General features: G+C 70.4%; 4 protein-coding genes (1 of these 4 cut by a window edge). 3 read left to right on the top strand and 1 reads right to left on the bottom strand.

What is annotated here, in order from left to right; translation table 11 throughout:
• Positions 1-24: 24 nt before the first annotated feature.
• From IEV93_RS10255 to IEV93_RS10245, 3 genes are all read left to right on the top strand, one after another.
• The gene (locus IEV93_RS10255) at positions 25-1,581 is read left to right on the top strand and encodes an NCS1 family nucleobase:cation symporter-1 (RefSeq protein ID WP_188489351.1); all 1,557 of its coding nucleotides are present in this window, start codon (positions 25-27) and stop codon (positions 1,579-1,581) included.
• A 17-nt stretch (positions 1,582-1,598) separates the two neighbouring features.
• Positions 1,599-2,339, top strand: coding sequence for an aspartate/glutamate racemase family protein (locus IEV93_RS10250; RefSeq protein ID WP_188489349.1), 741 nt, complete (start codon positions 1,599-1,601; stop codon positions 2,337-2,339).
• A gap of 156 nt (positions 2,340-2,495) precedes the next feature.
• The gene (locus tag IEV93_RS10245) at positions 2,496-3,443 is read left to right on the top strand and encodes an esterase/lipase family protein (protein ID WP_229705015.1); all 948 of its coding nucleotides are present in this window, start codon (positions 2,496-2,498) and stop codon (positions 3,441-3,443) included.
• Positions 3,444-3,531: 88 nt separating this feature from the next.
• On the opposite strand, the gene IEV93_RS10240 is transcribed toward IEV93_RS10245, so the two are convergent.
• On the bottom strand, positions 3,532-22,221 hold the 3' portion of the coding sequence (locus tag IEV93_RS10240; protein WP_229705014.1) for a non-ribosomal peptide synthase/polyketide synthase. It continues 15,138 nt past the right edge of the window; 18,690 of the gene's 33,828 nt are visible here — the last part of the coding sequence; its start codon lies beyond the right edge, outside the window; the stop codon is at positions 3,532-3,534.

The raw sequence follows: 22,221 nt of genomic DNA, 5'->3' as shown, positions 1-22,221 counted from the left end.
CTCACTCGAACACCAGGAGAGCCCATGACCGAAACGATCAGTACCGGCGACGCCGTCGCGGAACCGACCCACGCGAGCGCGGCCGGCGAGAGCGTCATCAAGCTCGGCTACCACCAGAACCTCACCAACTCCGACCTCGCACCGCTGAAGAAACAGAGCTGGACGTCGTACAACATCTTCGCGTTCTGGATGTCCGACGTGCACAGTGTCGGTGGCTACGTGTTCGCGGGAAGCCTGTTCGCACTGGGCATCTCGGCCTGGCAGGTGCTCATCGCCCTGCTCGTCGGCATCTTCATGGTGTATTTCCTGTGCAACCTCGTCGCACGTCCGTCGCAGCAGGCGGGCGTCCCGTACCCGGTGACGACGCGGGTGGCGTTCGGCGTCCGCGGTGCGAACCTCCCCGCCATCCTGCGCGGCCTGATCGCCGTGGCCTGGTACGGGATCCAGACCTACCTCGCGTCCGTCGCGTTCGGTCTGCTGGCGATCAAGTTCTGGCCCTCGATCGCGAAGTTCGACTCCGTCGACGACTACGGGTTCCTCGGGCTGTCGCTGCTCGGCTGGGGTGGCTTCATCCTGATGTGGGTGTTGCAGGCCATCGTCTTCTGGAACGGCATGGAGACCATCCGCAAGTTCATCGACTTCTGTGGTCCCGCGGTCTATGTCGTCATGGTCATCCTCGCCGGTTACCTGATCTACAAGGCCGGCTGGAGCAACGTCCACTTCGACCTGTCGGCCGGACCGAACAAGACCGGGTGGGCCTCGTTCACCGCCCTGCTGAGCGCCATCGCCCTGGTCGTGTCGTACTTCTCCGGACCGATGCTGAACTTCGGCGACTTCTCCCGCTACGGCAAGTCGTTCTCCGCGGTGAAGAAGGGCAACTTCCTCGGCCTGCCGGTGAACTTCCTGTTCTTCTCGATCCTGGTGGTGTGCACGGTGTCCGCGGGCGCCACGGTCATCGGTCGCGACTCCGACGGCAACATCATCACCGACCCGGTGCACATCGTCGACCGCATCGACAACACCACCGCGGCGGTCCTGGGTGTGCTCACCTTCGCCATCGCGACCATCGGCATCAACATCGTCGCCAACTTCGTCTCCCCCGCCTTCGACTTCTCCAACGTGGCCCCGACCAAGATCACCTGGCGCATGGGCGGGATGATCGCCGCGGTCGGATCGGTGCTGATCACCCCGTGGAACCTGTTCAACAACCCGTCGGCGATCCACTACACACTCGACACCCTCGGCGCGGTGATCGGGCCGCTGTTCGGCGTGCTCATCGCAGACTTCTACCTCGTCAAGAAGAAGAAGATCGTCGTCGACGACCTGTTCAGCATGTCGCCCACCGCGACGTACTGGTTCCGCAAGGGCGTCAACCCGGTGGCCGTGATCGCCACCGTCATCGCGGCGATCGCGGGCATCGCGATCGTCATCGAGGGCACCACGTACATGGCCAGCTACACCTGGTTCGTCGGAGCCGGTCTCGGTTTCGCGATCTACTGGCTGGGCATGCGGTTCCTCCCACCGACGTTCATCTACGAGAACCCACCCACCGTCGAGGCGACCGAGAAGGTCGTCGCCTGACACGACAGACTGGCGTCATGCGAATCTGCATCATCAACCCGAACACCACCTCCGCCATGACCGACCTCATGGCGGAGGTGGCACGTTCGGCGGCCGGCCCCGACACCGACATCGTGGCGGTCACGTCGTCGATGGGGCCCGCCTCCATCGAGAGCCACTACGACGAGGCGATGTCGGTGCCCGGACTACTGGCCGCGATCGTCGCCGACCGGGAGTCGGAGCACCCGTCCGACGCCTATCTGATCGCCTGTTTCGGCGATCCCGGCCTCGACGCGGCACGCGAGATCGCCGGCGCCCCGGTCCTCGGTATCGCCCAGGCGGCAATGCATCTCGCGGCGCTCTCCGGCGGCGGGTTCTCGGTCGTGACCACGTTGGGGCGCACCATCGGACGCGCCGAGGAACTGACCCACCGCTACGGGGTGGCCGGCCTCTGCCGCGGACTGCACGCCTGCGAGATCCCCGTGCTCGAACTCGAGTCGAACCCGGACACCGAGGTCATCCTCACCGACGCCTGCGCCCGGGCACTGACCGGCGACGGCTCGGAGTCGGTCGTGCTCGGCTGCGGTGGGATGGCCGACCTGGCCGCCCGCATCTCGGACAAGATCGGCGCCCCGGTGATCGACGGTGTCGCCGCCGGAGTCCGCCTCCTGCAGGCGCTCGTCCCGGTCGGCGGTTTCCCCGGCCCCGCCAGCGGCGAGTTCTCCCGCCCGCCCGCCAAGGAGTACACCGGCCTCCTCAGTGGGTTCGCCCTGCGCTGATCGCCCCCTCCGGTCGCCCACGGCGTCCGAGGTCTCGAATCGGCATCCATCCGGTCGCGATCGGATGCGTGACGCGGACGCGTCACGGCACCTTCTGGCACGCTTCGCTACCCTCGCGAAGGTCGTGTGCTGTTACTGGAGGTGTTGATGAGGCCCGTGAGGTTTCGTTTCGGGTGGTTCGTCGTCGCGTTGATCGCTGCACTCCTCCTGCCTGCGACGGCGTGGTCCTCCCCCGCGTCGGCGGCACCCGCACCCGGCTCACCCGCCCCGGCTGCCCCGTCGGATCCGGCCGTCCTCGCAGGCGCCAACGACTTCTCGTGCCGCCCGTCGGCCGCCCATCCCCGACCGGTCGTGCTGGTGCACGGCACGTGGTCGACGATGACCGGCACCTGGAAGGTGCTCGCCCCGGCCCTGAAGAAGGAGGGCTACTGCGTGTTCGCCCTCGACTACGGCAAGCGTGAGCCGAACAGCCTGGAGAACCTGCTGAACCTCGCGGGCGGCGATGCCATCGCGCGATCGGCGGGCACCCTGGCGCAGTTCGTCACGAAGGTGCGCACCACGACGCGGGCAGCCCAGGTCGACATCGTCGGACACTCGCAAGGTGCACTCGTCGCTCGGCAGTACCTCAAGTTCAACGGGGGCACCGACGCAAAGGACCCGTCGCGCAACGCCGTACACACACTCGTCAGCCTCGCGGGCACCAATCACGGGACGACGTTCAACTTCAACCAGTTGATCGGGTTGGCCGGGCAGGCACTGGGCATCCCGGTGGTGACGCTGGCCGCGACCGCCGTCGGACCGTCCTACATCGAGCAGATGATCGGCTCACCGTTCCTGCGCCGACTCAACGACGGCGGCGACACCCGCGCCGGAGTCGACTACGTCGCGGTCGGTTCGCGGGGCGACAACGTCGTCACCCCGACCGCCGGCACCTTCCTCACCGCGGGTCCGGGTGCGACGGTTCGCAATGTCTGGGTGCAGGACGGGTGCCCGGATGCGCTCGTCGACCACATGACGATCACCTCGGCGCCGCGCGCGACGTGGATCGTCCTCGACGCACTCGACCCGAAGTACGGTCGGACGCACCGGGCTCCCTGCGCCTGAGACCGGTCGGCGCCCAGTCGGCGTCCGCAACCGCCCAGTCGGCGTCCGCAACCGCCCAGTCGGCGTCCGCAACCGCCCACTCGACGGGTCAGTCGGTGCGGCTGTCAGCGATCGACTGCAGCGCCACCAGCCAGTGCTGGAACAGCTCGTCGAGGTCCTCGTGGTCGATGGCGTCGTCGAGGTAGGTCACCAGCGCTCGCACCATGAGTCCGTCGGGTCCCGTCGTCGACAACGACTGGATGTCGATCTCGGCCTGTGCGGGCATCCGGTTGCCGCGGGCCAGCATCTCCGGGTCGTCGATGTCGACGAACTCGGGTCCGCGTACGTCCGGGAACCACGGCGTCTGCTCGATCTCCGGGCCGACCTCGGCGCCGGGGATGGTGCCGACGTAGTTGAAGACCACCTGCGGCTCGGCGAATCGGCTCAGTGCCGCGCGACCGACCGGATCGAGATAGCGCAGCACTCCGTAGCCCACGCCGCGATCGGGGTGGGCGGCCATGGCCGCGCGCGTACGCGAGACGATGTCGCGCGCCACGTCGCCCCGGAGCACCAGCTCGGCGGTGTCCACGCCGCTCAGGTCGATGTGGGTCGGGTACATCGAGGTGAACCACCCGACCGCGCGGGACAGGTCGGCTCCGTCGACGAGCGCCTCCTGGCGCCCGTGGCCCTCCAGCGTCAGGAGCGCACCGGGCACGTCGAGTCCACGATCACTGCGCCATCCGACGAGCGCGGCGGCGAGTCCGGCCACCAGCAGGTCGGCCAACGTGGTCTCGGCGTCGACGGTCGCGGCCAGCGGGGCGATCACGTCGGAGCCGATCACCAGTTCGGTGCGCGCCAGCCGGTCGATGCGGTCGGAGTCCAGGTCCAGACGTCGGGTCCCCAACGGCGGATCGTCGACGTCGAGCGTCGCCGTCCAGTGTTCGAGCTCGCCGCGGCGGCTCTCCGCGCGGGCTGCGAGCCCCCGGCTCCAGCTGATCCACGACGTGCCCGCGTCGGGCAGGACCGGTTCGGTCCCGGCCGACACCTGGGTGCCCGCGACCGCGAGGTCGGCGGTCAGGGTCTGCCACGAGACCGCGTCGACGACGAGGTGGTGCAGGACGACGACGAGTCGGCCGAGTACCGAACGCTCCGCGGCGTCGGCAGGCGGGACCAGCCACACCAGACGGATCATGTCGCCGGCCGCGGGATCGAGGAGGTCGATCGCGTCGGCGACCGCGCTGCGCAGCACCGGCGTGTACCCCGGCAGGTCCGGGGCCTCGTCGGCACCCAGTTCGATCCGGGTGATCAGAGCGCTCGGGTCCACCGTGCCCGGGGTGGTGACCTCGAGGGTGTGCGCGTCGGCGTCGAGCCGTGACCGCAACGCGTCGTGGCGGTCGATGACGCTGCGCATCACCTCGACGATGTCGGACTCGGCCGCGTCGGCGGGCACCGTGATCGCCATCGGCATCACGAACCGTCGGTGGTCGCCACCGCGCTCGAGCATCTTCTCGATGACCGGCGTCAGCGGCGCCGATCCCTCGTGGACCTCAGGCCCCGCATCCAGGACGGCACGGCTGTCGGCGGTCTGGGCCAGCGCGGCGATCGTACGCTGCTCCAGCACGTCTCGCGCGGTGAAGGTCAGTCCGGCGGCGCGGGCGCGGGTGACGAGCTGCATCGCCCCGATGCTGTCGCCGCCGAGTTCGAAGAACGAGTCGTCCGCGCCGGCCTGGGTACCGACGACCTCACCGACGATGCGGCACAGCAGTTCCTCGCTCGGGGTCGCCGGGGCGCGCATCTGCGCGCGGTCGACGGTCGGTAGCGGCAGTTCGCGTCGGGCGATCTTGCCCGAGCGACTGCGGGGGAACTCGTCGAGCCGCACGACGACGTCGGGGACCATGTAGGACGGCAGGACACGACCGGCGTGCTCGCGGACGGCGAGCGGATCGACGTCGCCGCCGGACCGGCCGGTGATGTAGCCGATGATCCGGGCGCGGCCCTCGGCGGTGTCGGTGATGACCGCCGCCTGCGCGACCGCCTCGTGCGCGGCGAGCGCGGCCTCGATCTCCTCGAGCTCGATGCGCAGACCGCGCACCTTGACCTGGAAGTCCGAACGGCCCACGTACTCAAGGGATCCGTCGAGGAGTCGGCGCACGAGGTCGCCGGTGCGGTACATGACCGCACCCGCCGGACCGAACGTGCTGGGCACGAAGCGTTCCGCGGTGAGATCCGGACGTCCGAGATAGCCACGTGCCAGCTGGGTCCCACCGAGGTACAACTCGCCGACGGCACCGGTGACGACCGGACGCAGCCAGTGGTCGAGGACCCAACCGCTGGTGTTCCAGACCGGCTTGCCGATCGGGACCGCGTCGGAGGCGGCGCGATTCGCGGCGGGCAGGACGGCCGACTGGTCGTCGGTCTCCGAGCTGTACACGACACCGTTGGAGGCGACGTAGGAGGTGGCGTCGACGGTGACCTCGGTGGGCCCGTACAGGTTGACCACCTGCGCACCGCCGACCGAGGACACGGCCTGCGCCAGTGACCGCGGCAGCGCCTCGCCACCGCTGAACACCAGACGCAGCGACGAGACCGACTGGGGCGCCGCGGCTTCGGCGAACACCGCGAGGACCGACGGGACGAACTGCGCGACGGTCACCCGATGCTGTTCGACGAGCGTCACCAGTTCCACCGGATCGCGGTGGGCCTGCGGCCCGGCCACCACGGTCCGGGCACCCACCAGCGCGGGGGCGAACATCTCCCACACCGAGGCGTCGAACGTGAACGGCGTCTTGAGCAGGACGACGTCGTCGCCGCCGATCTCGTATTCGGTGGCCAGCCAGCGCAACTGGTTGATCAGGGCCCGCTGCGTGATCTGCACACCCTTGGGTCGTCCGGTGGACCCGGAGGTGTAGAGCACGTACGCCAGCGACGCGGGTCGGACCGTCCCGACGAGTTCGGTCGGGCGCAGCGCGGTGTCGGCCGTCGACTGCAGATCCGGTGAGGAGGCGTCGAAACACGGGACGGTGGGGTCGATCCCGCGGATCCGGCTCAGCTGCGCGGCGTCGGTGACGATGCACGCGAGGTCGGCGTCGGAGATCACGGAGGCCAGTCGGTCGTCGGGTGCGTCGACGTCGAGCGGCAGGTAGGCGCCGCCCGCCTTCAGGATCCCGTAGACCGCGGCGACCTGCTCGAGGGAGCGCGCCATCGCGACACCGACGATGCTGTCGGGTCCCACCCCGCGCGCCGCGAGTGCCCGCGCCCGGCGGTTGGTCAGGGCGTCGAACTCGGCGAACGTCAGTTCCCGCTCGCCGTCGGAGTAGGCGACGGCGTACGGGGTCGTGGCGGCCTGCGCCGAGAACACGTCCATGACCCCTGCGTCGGCGACCTCGCGACGGGTCGCGTTCCAGTCGTCGAGTTGCGCCGCGAGTTCGGCATCGTCGAGCAGGTCGAGGTCACCGACCGAGCCCGTGCTCGACCCCGCGAAGGCCTCCAGCACTCGCTGCATGCGTGCGGCGAGGACGGCGGCGCGCTCGTCCGGGATCAACACCGGCACGTACTTGAGGTTGACCGTCAGACCGGGGTCGGACTGCGCCAGGACGGTGACCGGGTAGTGCGAGGCGTCGTTGATGGCGACGCCGCCGACCGACATGCCGTCGATGGAGGTCTGCGCCTCCAGCGTCGACCGGTCCACCGGGTAGGACTCGAACACGGTCAGGCTGTCGAAGAGCTGCGGGAGTCCGGTGGCGCGCTGTACCGCGGGCAGCCCCACGTGGTGGGCGTCGAGCAACCCGGCCTGCTCGGACTGCACGCGCTCGAGGAAGCTCACGATCGATTCGCGCTCGTCGAGCCGCACCCGCACCGCGATGGTGTTGATGAACAGTCCGAGAATGCTCTCCACGCCCTCGATCTCGGGCGGGCGGCCCGACACCGTGGCACCGAAGACCACGTCGTCGCTGCCCAGCGATCGGGCGAGGACGAGGCCCCACGCCGCCTGCACCATCGTGTTCAGCGTCAGGCCGCGATCGCGCGACAACTCGGCGAGTCCCTCGGTGGTGTGGGCGTCGAGATCGATCGCCATCTCCACCGGGACGCCGATGTCGGTCAGATCGGCGGGAACCCGTTCCACCAACATCGTCGGGGACTCGAGGCCGTCGAGGGCGCGCTGCCAGGCCGCCACCGCCGCATCGGCGTCACGACGGGCGAGCCATGCGAGGAAGTCCCGGTAGGAGCGGGCACGCGGCAGGTGCGAGTCGTCGCCGCGGGTCGCGTACAGGACGAACAGCTGCTGGATCAGCAGCGGTCCCGACCATCCGTCGAGCAGGATGTGGTGGTTCGTGACCGACATGCGGTGTCGATCGGGTCCGACCCGCAGCAGCAGGACCCGCATCAGCGGCGGGGCCGACATGTCGAAGTGGTCGGTGCGATGCGCGCGCAGCAGCCTGTCGACGACCGCGTCACGGTCGGGCTCGTCGGTGAGGTCGAGGAACTTCCACGGCACGTCGACCGACTTCGCGATGACCTGGACGGCGGTGCCGTCGGCGGTGTGACCGAAGCCGGCACGCAGGTTCTCGTTACGCGCCACAAGCGCCTCGAAAGCAGTCCGCATCCGATCCTGGTCCACCGGGCCGTCGAGCTCGAACACCAGCTGTGCGGTGTAGATGTCGGTCGCCTGCTCGGCCAGTGCGGCGTGGAACAGCATGCCGCTCTGCAGCGGCGACAGCGACCAGATGTCCTCGACCCCACCGGGTCCGGCCTCGAGGACGTCGATGGCGGCCTGGTCGACCGCGACCAGCGGCACGTCCGACGGGGTGAGACCACCGGCGTCACCGCTGCGGTCGTGCGCGGCCAGCGCGGCGGCGGCGTCGACCCACAGGTCGGCCAGTTCGGTGACCTCGTCGCGGTCGAGGATCCCCAAGGCGAACGCGAACGACGCGGACACCTCCGGACCGCGCGCGGTGTCGGTGGTGATGGCGTTGATGGTCAGGACCTGCGGCGCGACCATGTCGTCGTCGAGGGCGCCGCCCAGTTCGCCTCCGTCGGAAGCGGTCTGCCACCCGAACGCGGCCTGCGCCTCGTCGACGTCGGCGGCACCGGCGACCCGTCCGAGGTAGTTGAAGCCGATCTGCGCCTCGCCGAGGCCGGCGAGCCGTCCGGCCGCGGTCGGGTTGCGGTGACGGAGCAGCCCGAAGCCGATGCCGTTATCCGGCACGGTCAGCAGTTGTTCCTTGACGGCCTTGAACGCCGCACCCGCGGCCGGGCCGCCCGCGAACGCATCGTCGTCGTCGACGCCGGTGAGGTCGAGGCGGATCGGGTACAGCGAGGTGAACCAGCCGACGGTGCGCGACAGGTCGGCACCGCCCACCGCGGACTCCTCGCGACCGTGGCCCTCGAGGTCGAGCAGGAGCGAGGATGCCGTCTCGCCGCGACGGATCCGCCAGCGTCGCACCGCCAGTGCCAACGCGGCCAGCAACGCGTCGTTGACGCCACCGCGGTAGGTCGAGGTGATGCCGGTGAGGATCGACGTGCCCACGTCGACCGGCAGCGACACCGTCAGGCGCTCGATCGTCGACGCGACGTCGACCTCCGGGTCGATCCGACGTCGACCCAGTACCGGATCCGGCCCGTCCAGGACACGCACCCAGTGGTCGAGTTCTGAGGAGCGCCGTGCCGCGGCGTCGGTCAGTGCGTGTGCCCAGGCACGCAGAGACGTGCCGACGGGCTCGAGGACCTGATCGGGATCGATCGGTCCCTCCGCCGATCCGGTCGCCTTCGACCAGGCAACGGCGAGGTCGGGCAACAGGATCCGCCACGACACGCCGTCGACCACCAGGTGGTGCGCGACGACGTAGAGGCGTCCGGTGCCGCCGGCCGGAGCGGTGTCGGACGGGTCGAACCACACCATCTCGACGACCCGGCCCTGGGTGGGGTCGAGGCGGTCGTTGGCGGCGTCGGTCTCGCGGGCCACCATCGCGACGAACTCGTCGGAGCCCGGTTCGGAATCGAACTCGACGCGGGTCAGCACCGATGCCGCCGCAATAGAGCCGCGCGGGGAGATCATCAGGTGCGCAGGTGAATCCGTCGCCTCGACGAGAGTCGAGCGCAGTGCGTCGTGGCGGTCGAGCAGAACCGCGACCGCGTCGAGCAGACGCTGGTGGCCGGGATCGGCGGGCAACGTCAGGAACGCGGCCTGGGAGAACACCCGGTAGTTCCTGCGGGTGTCGACCAGCCAGTCCATGATCGGCGTGAGCGGCACCTCACCGACACCGCCGCCGGGCAGCTCGTCGATGACGGTGATCACCGCGTCGGCCTCGAACTGTGCGACCTCGGCGAGTTCGGCCACCGTGCGACGGTCGAACACGTCACGCGGGGTGAACACGATGCCGCGGGCGCGGGCGCGGGACACGAGCTGGATGGACACGATGCTGTCGCCGCCGAGTGCGAAGAACGAGTCGTCGATCGAGACCCGCTCGGCGCCGAGGGTCTCGGCGAACAGCGCGCTCAACGCCTCCTGCATCGGCGAGACCGGCGCACGGTACGAGTCGACGTCGGAGCCGAGGACCGGTGCGGGCAGCGCCTTCAGATCGACCTTGCCCGCAGGCGTCAGCGGGACCGCGTCGAGGACGGTGATCGACGAGGGGACCATGTGGCCGGGTAGCCGGGATCCGAGGAGCGAGGTGACGTCGTTGACCGAGACCGTGCGGCCGGCGGCCGGGAAGACATACGACGCCAGCATGGTCTGACCCGAGGTCGGGTGCGGCAGACCGACGGTCAGACCGAAGTCGACGTCGGGGTGTGCCGCGAGGACGGCGTCGATCTCGCCGAGTTCGATCCGGAAGCCGCGGACCTTCACCTGGTGATCCGACCGACCGCCGAACTCGAGCTCCCACCCGGTGCCGTCGGGGGTGCGCTTCCAGCGCACCACATCACCGGTGCGGTACATGCGATCGCCGGGTGCGCCATAGGGGTCGGCGACGAAACGGTCGGCCGTCAGCGCGCTGCGGTTGAGGTACCCACGGGCCAGAGCGGGCCCGGACAGGTACAGCTCGCCCGCGACGCCCGGCGGGACCGGCCGCAGACGCGAGTCGGCCACCAGTGCGTTCATCCCGGTGATCGGTCCGCCGATGCGGACCGGTTGACCCGGGACCAGGGCATCGCTGCACGAGCCCCAGATCGTGGTCTCGGACGGGCCGTACAGGTTGAACATCCGCCGTCCCGGAGCCCACCGGCGTACGAGGTCGGGTGGGCAGACGTCGCCACCCACACAGACGACCTCGAGGGCGTCGAGCCCCGCCGTCGGCACGGTGGTGAGCGCGGCCGGCGTCACGAACGCGACGGTGACGCGGTGTTCGTGCAGCTGACGCGCGAGGTCGTCACCTCCGTAGACGCTCGTCGGGACGATGACCTGGGTGGAGGCCGCCGCGACGGCGAGCACGGCCTCGAACACCGAGGCGTCGAAGCTCGGGGACGCGAAGTGCAGAACCCGCGAGTCGGGGGTGAGTCCGAACCTCTCGACCGCCTCATGGGCGACACCGGTCAGACCGCGATGCGGCACCGCGACGCCCTTGGGCCGACCGGTCGACCCCGAGGTGAAGATGACGTAGGCGAGGTCGTCGAGATGGGGCTCGGCGGGGACCACCGACGTCGACGGCTCGTGCGGCACGTCCTCGATCGGGATCCATTGGGCCCGACCGGGCAGCGCCGCCACGGTCTCACCGAGGGCGAGGCCCAGCGTCACACCCGAATCGCTGACCATGTGCTCGATCCGGTCGGCCGGGTAGTTCGGATCGATCGGCAGCACGGCCGCACCGGATCGCACGATGCCCCAGAACCCGACGACCGACTCGACCGACCGTCCGATGGCCAGCGCGACCGGCTCACCGACGCGGGATCCGGACGCGCGCAGCATCTCCGCGACCGCATCTGCCCTGGCGGCGAGCTCGGCGTAGGTCAGCACGGTGTCGCCGCACACCACCGCATCCGCGCTCGGATCGAGCGCCACGGCGTCGGCGAAGATCGCACCGAAGGTCCGTGGCGCGACCGGCGCCGCACCCCGCACCGGCGAGAGTTCGGCCCGCTCGACCTCGCCGAGCAGCTCGATGTCGCCGACCCGTACGTCCGGGTCGGCGGCGACCGACCGCATGATGGCGGTCAGGCGATCGGCGAACGCCGCGATGGTCGACGCGTCGAACAGCGCGGTGGAGTAGGTGAACAGCGCGAGCATGTCCCCGGCGCCACCCGCGGCGTCGGCCAGGGTCAGCTGCAGGTCGAACTTGGTCGTCCAGGTCGAGCTCTCCATGCCCGAGACCCGCAGGCCGGGCAGTTCGAGTTCGGCGGTCTCGTTGTTCTGGAACGCCAGGACGACCTGGAACAGCGGTGAATACGAGGTCTCGCGGTCGGGCGCGAGTTCCTCGACGAGGCGCTCGAACGGGATCTCGGTGTGGGTGAACGCGGCGACGTCGGTGTCGCGCGCGGTGCGCAGCAGGTCGGTGAACGGCTGGTCCGGGCTCACCGTCGTCCGCAGCACCAGTGTGTTGACGAACATGCCGATGAGATCGTCGATCTCCTCGGCACCACGGCCGGCGATGGCCGTGCCCACGGCGATGTCGTCGGTGGTACTCGACCGGGCGAGCAGTACCGCGAGGATCGCGTGGAACGTCATGAACATGGTGGCGCCGTTGGCGTTCGCGACGCGCTGCAGGGCGTCGCGCAGCTCGCGGTCGACGGTGAACTCGTGGCTCGCGCCCGCCATCGACTGCACCGGCGGCCGCGGCCGGTCGAAGGGCAGGTCGATCGCGTCGGGCAGGCCGGCGAGTCGCTCGGTCCAATAGGCGAGCTGGGAGTTGACCAGCGAGTCCGGATCGGACGTCTCCCCCAGCACCTCGCGCTGCCACAGCGCGTAGTCGGCGTACTGCACCGGCAGCGGCGTCCAGGTCGGGACCTCACCGGCGGCGCGGGCGGTGTAGGCCACCATCACGTCGCGGGCGAGCGGGGCGATCGACGAACCGTCGCCGCTGATGTGGTGGATGACGACCACGAGGACGTGTTCGGTCGGCGACAGCTCGAGCACCGAGATCCGCACCGGGACCGCGGCGGCCACGTCGAACCCGCCGAGGACGAGTTCGCCGAGGGCGCGCTCCACCTCGTCGTCGCCGGAGACGGTGCGCAGGGCCATGGCCGTGCCGTCGGCCAACGGGTCGTCGGCGTCCAGGATCACCTGGCTCGGACCACGCATCGCCGGCGTCTGGTCGTCGGGGTAGTAGGTGCGCAGGACCTCGTGGCGCTCGACGACGTCGGCGACCGCGGCGCGCAGGGCGTCGAGATCGAGGTCGCCGGACAACCGGATGACCGCCGGGATGTTGTACGCCGGTGAGGCCGTGTCGAACTGGTTGATGAACCACATGCGCGACTGCGCGGGCGACAGCGGCAGTCGTTCCGGTCGGACACCGGCGACCAGCGGCGGACGGGCGCGTCGTTCGTCGCCGCGCTCGGCCAGCGCGGCCAGACCGGCGACGGTGGGCTCGGTGAACAGGTCGCGGACCGAGAGTTCGGTCCCCAGCGCGGCGTTCACGCGGGAGATGACCCGCGTGGCCGACAGCGAGTTGCCGCCGACCGCGAAGAAGCTGTCGGTGGTGCCGACGCGGTCGACCCCGACCATGTCGGCGAACACCGCGGCGACGATCTCCTCGACCGGTCCGCGCGGCGCCAGGTAGCCGTCGGCCCCGCCGAACACGGGCTCGGGCAACGCCTTCCGGTCGAGTTTGCCGTTGATGTTGAGCGGGAACTCCTCGACGACCATCACGACCGCGGGCACCATGTACGCGGGCAGCTCGTGGCCCGCCTCCTCCAGCAGCGCCTGCTGGTCCAGCGTCACACCCGCCGCGGGCAGCAGGTAGGCCACCAACTGCTCACCGGCGTGGTCGTCGCGGTGCACGGTGACCACCGCGGTGTCGACCTGCGCCGAGGACGCCAGGACGCGCTCGATCTCCTCCAGCTCGATCCGCAGACCGCGGATCTTGACCTGGAAGTCGGTGCGGCCCATGTACGCCAGGGTCGGCGCGCCGGTCTCGTCGGTCGTCCACTTCGCGACGTCACCGGTGCGGTACATCCGCTCCCCCGGCGCGCCGAACGGGTTGGCGACGAAGCGTTCCGAGCTGAGGTCGTACCGGCCGTGGTAGCCGCGGGCGAGCTGCACACCGGCGAGGTAGAGCTCGCCGTTGACGCCGTCGGGCACGAGCTGCAGGCGGGAGTCGAGCACGTAGACCTGGCTGTTCCACTGCGGCCGACCGATCGGGACGACGGTCTGCGCGCTCGACGCCACCAGCTGGTGGGTGATGCTGACCGCGGCCTCGGTCGGGCCGTACAGGTTGTGCAGGGCGACGTCGCCGACACGGTCGGCGGACCGGGTGACATCACGGAAGCGTCCGACCACCTCGGGCGTCAGCGCCTCACCGATCGCGAGCACCTGTCGCACCGACGCGAGCTGTCCGCTCGTCGCCTCCTGCACGAAGGCGGCCAACAGCGACGGCACGAACACGGCGGTGGTGACGCCGGTGTCGCGGATCAGGTTCGCGAGATAGGTCTGATCCCGGTGGCCCTGCGGGCTGGCGATGACCAGTCGTGCGCCGGCGATCAGCGCCCACCAGTACTCCCACACCGAGACGTCGAAGGTCGACGGGGTGCGCAGCAGCAGGGCGTCGTCACGTCCGATGCGCAGCGCGACCTGGATCCAGTTGAGCTGGTTGACGATCGCCGAGTTCGGCACCGGCACACCCTTGGGGCGTCCCGTCGAGCCAGACGTGTACATGAGGTAGGCGGTGTTGTACGGGTGCAGCGGTGCCCGTCGCTGCGCGTCGCCGATCGTCGTCGTCGGCTGCGCCGACAGGTCGAGGGTCGCGAGGTCGACGCTGGGCACGCTGTGCGGGATCGCCTCGGGACGCAGCGTCGAGTAGAGCACCACGACCGGCTGGGCGCTGTCGAGGATGTAGCCGACTCGATCGACCGGGTGGTCGGGGTCGATCGGCAGGTACGCCCCACCGGCCATCGACACCGCGTACATCGAGACGATGAGATCCACCGAGCGGTACATGGCGAGGCCGACGACGCTCTCCGGACCGACCCCGAGATCGATCAGGTGATGCGCGAGCTGCCGGACCCGCACGGCCACCTCGGCGTAGGTGAGCGTGACGCCGTCGCCGGTGTCGAACGCGACGGCCTGCGGGTCGGTGTCGAGCGAGCTGTCGAGGAACCCGGCCAGCGTCCCGGGCGCCAGGGCGACACCGGTGTTGTTGCGGTCGGAGAGCAGCACCGTGCGCTGCGTCGGGGTGAGGACGTCGAGGTCGCCGACCGGCGCACCCGGGTCGGCCAGCACGCCGTCGATCAGCGACAGCAGGTTGTCCACGATCGACGACACGGTGGATTCGTCGAACAGGTCCTGCGCGTAGGTGAACACCGCCTCGACACCGGCGGGTTCGCCGGCGTCGTCGTAGCGGTCGACCAGGATCAGCTGGAGGTCGAACTGCGCCACCAGCTCCGGCAGTTCGACCGGCTCGATCCGCAGACCGGCCAGTTCGAGGTCGGCGTGTTCGATGTTCTGGAACGACAGGCCGACCTGGAAGATCGGGTGCCGCGCGGTCGAGCGGACGGGGTTGAGCACCTCGACGAGTCGCTCGAAGGGCACGTCGGAGTGCGAGAACGCCTCGGCGTCGCGATCCCGGACGCGGGTGAGCAGTTCGAGGAATCCCTGTGCGGGGTCGACATCGGCGCGCAGGGCGAGGGTGTTGATGAACATGCCCACGACGCCGTCGAGTTCACGCTCGTGCCGACCGGCGATGGGCGAGCCCACGGTGACGTCGCGGTTGCCGCTCAGACGCGCGAGCAGCAGGGCGTAGACGGCGTGGAACGCCATGAACGTGCTGGCGCGCTGCGACCGCGCGAGGTCGGCGAGCCCGCGGTGACGGGCGGCGTCGATGTCGAAGCGGTGCTGGTGTCCGCGCAGCGACTGCACCGGCGGACGGGGGTGGTCGGTGGGCAGCTCGAGCTGATCGGGGATGCCCGCCAACTCGGTGCGCCAGAACTCGATCTGCTCGTGCAGGACGCTGGTGGGATCGGCCTCGTCACCGAGCAGTTCGCGCTGCCAGATCGCGTAGTCGGCGTACTGCACGGGCATCGGCCGGAACAGGGCACGCTCGCCGTGCACCCGCGCGGCATAGGCCACCGCGAGGTCGGCGACGAACGGCGCCATCGACTGACCGTCGGCGACGACGTGGTGGACCACGAGCGCCAGCAGGTGCTCGGTCGGCCCGAGCTCGATCAGGCGGATGCGCACCGGAACCGCGGCGGTGACATCGAAAGTGCGGCCGAGGAACTCACCCACCAGCGCAGGCGCCTCGGCGGGGGTGGACGCGATGATCTCGAGCTCCGGGATCGCCTGATCGGCGGGCAGGATCACCTGGTGCGGGCCGGACGGCGAGTCCGGGTACACCGTGCGCAACGACTCGTGCCGCTCGATGACGTCGCCGATCGCCGCGCGCAGCGCCGCGATGTCGAGGTCGCCGGTCAGGGTGACCGCGGCCGGGATGTTGTAGGCCGCCGAGTCGGGGTCGAAGCGGTTGAGGAACCACATGCGGGTCTGGGCCAGCGACAACGGGATCTGGTCCGGACGCGGACGGGCGACGAGCCGCGGGCGCGCGGTGGTGGCCACACCGTCGGCCGAGAGTCGTTGCGCGAGTTCGGCGACCGACGGTGCGGCGAACAGTTCCCGGACGGCGACCTTGCGGCCGATCTCCGAGCCCACGCGGCTGGCCACACGGGTGGCCGACAGCGAGTTGCCGCCGAGGTCGAAGAAGTCGTCGTCGACACCGACCGCCGTGACCCCGAGGACCTCGGCGTACACCGCGGCGATGGTGATCTCCAGCGTGCTGCGCGGCGCACGGTAGACGCGCTCGGCGACCACGAACTCCGGCGCGGGCAGCGCCCTGCGGTCCAGCTTGCCGACCGGGGTCAGCGGGATCTCGTCGAGCACGGTGACGACCGACGGGACCATGTGACCCGGCAACTGGCCGGCGACCGAGGTGCGCAGGTGCTCGACGTCGAGGGTGCGACCGGGCTTGGCGAGCACGTAGGCGACCAGCGCGGTGTCCCCGTCGGGGCCGGGCAGGCCCATGGTGACGGCGAAGTCGACGTCTCCGGACGCGACCAGGGCGCGGTCGACCTCGCCGAGCTCGACGCGGAAGCCGCGCACCTTGACCTGGAAGTCGCTGCGGCCCACGTACTCCAGCGAGTCGGCGGCCACCATCGGGTCGAGGCTGCGGCGGACCAGGTCACCGGTGCGGTACATGCGCTCGCCGGGTGCACCGAACGGATCGGGGACGAAACGTTCGGCGGTGATCTGCGGACGACCGTGGTAGCCGCGGGCCACACCCGGTCCCGCGAGGTAGAGGTCGCCGACCATGCCGCGCGGCACCAGCCGCAGTCGGGAGTCGAGGATCCGCGCCGACACCCCACGCAGCGGGGCGCCGATGGTGACGCGGTCGCCGTCGGTCAGAGCCGGGGTGATGGTCACGATGACCGTGGCCTCGGTGGGGCCGTAGGCGTTGCGCAGGCGTCCGGACCACCGTGCGGTCAGCTCCGGCGGGCACACGTCGCCGCCGACGACGACCGAGCGGACCGAGTCGAGTCCCTCGGGGTCGACGGTCATCAGCGCGGTCGGGGTCATGACGACGTTGGTGACGCGCTGTTCGACGATCAGCTCGGCGAGTTCGGATCCACCGAAGGTGTCCTGCGGTGCGACGATGACCGCCGCGCCCGCCGTGAACCCGGCCAGCAGCTCGCCGACCGAGGTGTCGAAGCTCGGCGACGCGACGTGCAGGAAGCGTGACGTCGCGGAGACGTCGTAGTGCTCACGCACGTCGGTGGCGAGATTGGCCAGACCGCGGTGGGTGACCACGACGGCCTTCGGCTTGCCGGTCGAGCCGGAGGTGTAGATCAGGTACGCGGCCTGGTCGAGATGGATCGGTGAACGACGGTCGGCGTCGGTGACGGGGTCGCTGGACAGGTCGTCGGTCAGCATCGCGAGCTCGTCGATGTCGTGCCAGCCGAGCTGCGCGGGCAGATCGGCGAGGTCACCGGGGGCGGTGAGTCCGAAGACCGCCTGCGAGTCGGTCAGCATGTCGCCGATGCGCTCGTTCGGGTACTCGGGGTTGATCGGCAGGTAGGCCGCACCGGTCTTGGCGATGGCCCAGATGCCCAACACCGATTCCATCGACCGGCGCACTCCGAGTGCGACGACGGTCTCCGGTCCGGCGCCCAGCTCGATCAGCCTGCGCGCCATCCGGTTCGTCACCCGGTCGACCTCGGTGTAGGTGAAGTCGTGGCCGGCGAACACGACCGCGGTGCCGATCGGGTTGGTCACGACGCCCCGGGTCAGCAGGTCCGGCAGTGACTGCGGCGCGACCGGCGCGGGGCCGTTGGCCCCGAGCAACTCGGCGCGCTCGGCACCGCTGAGGATGTCGACGCTGTTGACCGCGGCACCCGGATCGTCGGCGATCGCGCCGAGGATCCGCAGGAAGCGATCGGCGAAGCTGCGCACCGTCTTCTCGTCGAAGAGGTCGGTGGCGTAGGTGAACGAGGCCGGCGCGGGTGCGTCCGGGGCGACGTTGTCGCCGATGGACAGCTGCAGATCGAACTTGGCGACCTCGAACTCCGCCTCGAGCGCACGCACCCGCAGGTCGGCGAGCTCGAGATCGGGGGCCTCGTTGTTGTCGAACGAGAGCGCGACCTGGAACAGCGGGTGGTGGGCGGTCGAGCGGGGCACGTCGAGGACCTCGACGAGACGCTCGAACGGCACGTCGCCGTGGGCCATCGCGTCGACGTCGGCGACGCGGACGGTGGCGAACAGCTCGGTGAAACTCGCCTCCGGGTCGATCTCGGTCCGCAGCACGACGGTGTTGACGAACATGCCGACGAGGTCGTCGAGTGCCTCTTCGCCGCGACCGGCGATCGGGGTGCCGACGGCGACGTCGGTCGAGCCGGACAACCGCTCCAGCAGCACTGCCAGGGCGGTGTGCAACACCATGAACAGGCTGACGTCGTGGTTGCGCGCCACCGCCGCGAGACGGGTGCGCAGACCGGCGTCGATGGTGAAGCGGGCGATGTCACCGCGCAGCGACTGGACCGCGGGCCGCGGTCGGTCGGTGGGCAGGTCGATCGACTCCGGCAGCTGCGCCAGCGTCGTGCGCCAGTACTCGATCTGCTGCGCGGCGATCGAGTCCGGGTCGGATTCCTCGCCGAGGAGCGCGAGCTGCCACAGCGAGAAGTCGGCGTACTGCACCGCCAGCGGGGGTTGCTGCGGTTCGTGGCCCGATCGGCGCGCGTCGTAGGCGATGACGAGGTCGCGGAACAGCGGCGCCATCGACGAACCGTCGGCGGCGATGTGGTGGATGACGAGCATCAGGATGTGCTCGCCGGTGTCGTCGGCGTCGCGGCCCACCTGCATCAGGGTGATCCGCGCCGGGAACCCGGTGGTGACGTCGAACCCGGCCACCGCGGCCTTGCGGACCTCCTCGACGACGTCGTCGGCGCGGACCGTGACCTCGCGGTAGATCTCACCCAGCGACTCGTCGGCGTCGTGCACGACCTGGTGCGGGCCGTCGGCGGAGTCGGGGTAGATCGTGCGCAGCGACTCGTGCCTGCGTGCCACATCGGCGATCGCCGCCCGGAGGGCCTCGACGTCGAGGGATCCGGTCAGGCGCAACGGCAGCGGCAGGTTGTAGGCAGGCGAGCTGGTGTCGAACTGGTTGATGAACCACATGCGCGCCTGGGCGGGCGACAGCGGGACGCGGTCGGGGCGTGGGCCGGCGACGAGACGCGGGCGAGTGGGCCCGTCCTCCCTGGCGGCGAGCAGCTGCGCGAGTTCGGCGACCGACGGGTGGTCGAACACGTCGCGGACGCTGACGTCGACGCCCAGTGCCGCGGCCACGCGGGCGGCCACCCGGGTGGCACCCAGTGAGGTGCCGCCGATGTCGAAGAACGAGTCGGTCGCACCCACCCGATCGCTCTTGGCGATCTCGGCGAACACCGCGGCGACGGCACGCTCGGCGTCGGTGCTCGGCTCGACGTATTCGGCTGCCTCGGAGGCGAAGTCGGGTGTCGGCAGCGCGCGGCGGTCGAGTTTGCCGTTCGCCGTCAGCGGCAGCTCGGCCAGCACCATGATCGCGGCGGGGACCATGTAGGCGGGCAGCCGTGACCGCAGATGGGCTTCGATGTCGGCCACCTGCGGGCTCGCCCCGGCGGCCGCGACGACGTAACCGACGAGCTGCTGATCGCCCGCGGCGTCGACGACCGTGACGACGGCGTCGGACACGTCGTCGAGGTCGGTGAGCGCGGTCTCGATCTCGGAGAGCTCGATGCGCAGGCCGCGCAGCTTGACCTGGAAGTCCGAGCGCCCGATGTACTCCAGCTCGCCGTCGGCGCGCCGGCGCACGAGGTCACCGGTCCGATACATCCGCTCGCCCGTGGTCGAGGTGACGTCGGCGACGAACCGGTCGGCGGTGAGGTCGGGGCGACCCACGTAGGCGCGGGCCAACTGCACACCGGTCAGGTACAGCTCGCCGGCGACGGTCGGGGGCACCGGGCGCAGACGTTCGTCGAGGACGTGCAGGCCGGTGTTGGCCACGGCGCGTCCGATCGGCACGGTGTCGGTGTCGGCGGCGACGTAGCGGTGATAGGTGACGTCGACGGCGGCCTCGGTCGGGCCGTAGAGGTTGTGGAGCTCGACGTCGGCGAGCGCGGTCAGGCGCGCGGCCACCGACGGCGGCAGGGCCTCACCGCTGGCGAACACCCGACGCAGTGACGTCAGGCTCGACGCGGTCGCCGTCGCGACGAACACCGACAGCATCGACGGCACGAAATGCAGCGTGGTGACGCCGGTCCGGTCGATCAGCTCCGACAGGTACGCCGGGTCGCGGTGTCCGTCGGGCACGGCGATCGACAGCTGGGCACCGACCTGCAGCGGCCAGAAGAACTCCCACACCGACACGTCAAAGGTGGCAGGGGTCTTCTGCATGACGACGTCGGTGGCGTCCATCGGGTACTCCGCCTGCATCCACAGCAGTCGGTTGACGATGGCGCGGTGGGTGACGGCGACGCCCTTGGGCCGGCCGGTCGAACCCGACGTGTAGATCACGTAGGCGGTGTTGTCCGCCCGCAGCGGGGTCGAGCGATCGGCGTCGGTGATCTGCGCGCCGGACCGACCGGAGACGTCGAGGGTGTCGATGGTCAGGACGTCGCGCGGCGACCCGTCGTCGCGGGCAGGCGCGGTGAACGCGTCGCGGGTCGTGCTGAGGATCAGCGCCGGGCGGGCACTGTCGAGCACGTAGGCGATGCGGTCGGCCGGGTGGTCGAGATCGATGGGCACGTAGGCGCCACCCGCCTCGACGACCGCGTACATGCCGACGAGCAGGTCGATCGAACGACGCATGGCCAGCGCGACGTGGGTGTCGGGCCCGACGCCCACCGAGATCATGTGGCGGGCGAGGCGGTTCACGCGCTCGGCGAAGTCGCCGTAGGTGACCCGCTGGTCGGCGAACATCAGGGCCGTGGCGTCCGGGGTGCGGCGGACCTGCTCGTCGAACATGACCGCGAGGGTCAGGTCCTCGGCGGCGGGCGCCTCACCCGACTCGGCGATGACCGCGGCGAGCATGCCGGAGAAGCGCTCGGCGAACGCGCCGCCGGAGGCGTCGTCGAGCAGACCGGGCAGCAGCGTCGACAGGGCGACGGTGACCGCGGCCTCCGGGCCGATGCCGACGGCGGCCAGGGTGGTCTGCAGTTCCCGCGACTTCGCCTGCAGCGCTGCGTAGGTGACGTCGACCCCACCGTGCGAGAGGGCGATGCCGTCGCCGTTGATGCGGGCCGCGGTGGCCAGCAACTCGTCGAGCGAGGTGCCCTCGAGTCCGACGGGTCCCGAGCCGGTGTTCGCGCGGTCGCCTTCGTCGGACTCCTCGAGTGAGGCCCACTCGGCCTCGGTGAGGATGTCGATGTCACCGACGACCGCGTCGGGGTCGTCGGCCACGGCGGTCAGGATCGCCACGAAGCGCTCCGCCATCCCCGCCACGGTGGACTCGTCGAAGATGTCCTGCGCGTAGTCGAGGCTGGCGTCGATGCCGCGCCCGCGACCGTCGGCGCCGAACGTCTCCGAGACCGTCAGTCCCACATCGGACTTGGCGAACCGGATGGGCCAGTCGAGCTGACTGACCGACATCCCCGGCAGCTGGACCACCGGGATGTCGATGTTCTGCATCGTCAGGTTGGCCTGCACCAGCGGCGCGTACTTGCGGGTGCGGACCGGTGCCACGACCTCCACGACCTGCTCCAGCGGGAGGTCGGCGTTGTTGAACGCGGCGAGGTCGGCGTCCTTGGTCGCGGCGAGCGCCTCACGGAACGTCTGCGAGCCGGCGATCCTGGTGCGCATCACCAGCGTGTTGACGAACATCCCGACCAGGCCGTCGACCGCGGATGCGGTGCGGCCCGCGGTCGGTGTCCCGACCGCGACGTCGGGGGTGCCGGCCAGGCGCGACAGCAGCGTGGCGAACGCGGTGTGGATGACCATGAACATCGTGGTCTCGGCGTCGGTGGCCAGTGCGTGCAGTCGCTCCTGGAGCGCGGCCGGGATCTCGAAAGCGACCTCGCCGCCGGCGATCGACCGCTTGTCGGTACGCGGCCGGTCGGTCGGGATGGCCAGCAGTTCCGGCATGCCTGCGAGGTGCTCGCGCCAGAACGCGATCTGCTGGGACGACAGCGATTCCGG

It is taken from the genome of Williamsia phyllosphaerae (genome assembly GCF_014635305.1).
Lineage (GTDB): Bacteria > Actinomycetota > Actinomycetes > Mycobacteriales > Mycobacteriaceae > Williamsia_A > Williamsia_A phyllosphaerae.
Note: the sequence above shows the minus strand (reverse complement) of the source record. Positions and strands in the feature narration are given on the sequence as shown.

Bases quoted from the DNA above. Each gene is read 5' to 3' on its own strand.
- IEV93_RS10255 (WP_188489351.1), top strand. From the start codon at position 25: ATGACCGAAACGATCAGTACCGGCGACGCCGTCGCGGAACCGACCCAC.
- IEV93_RS10250 (WP_188489349.1), top strand. From the start codon at position 1,599: ATGCGAATCTGCATCATCAACCCGAACACCACCTCCGCCATGACCGAC.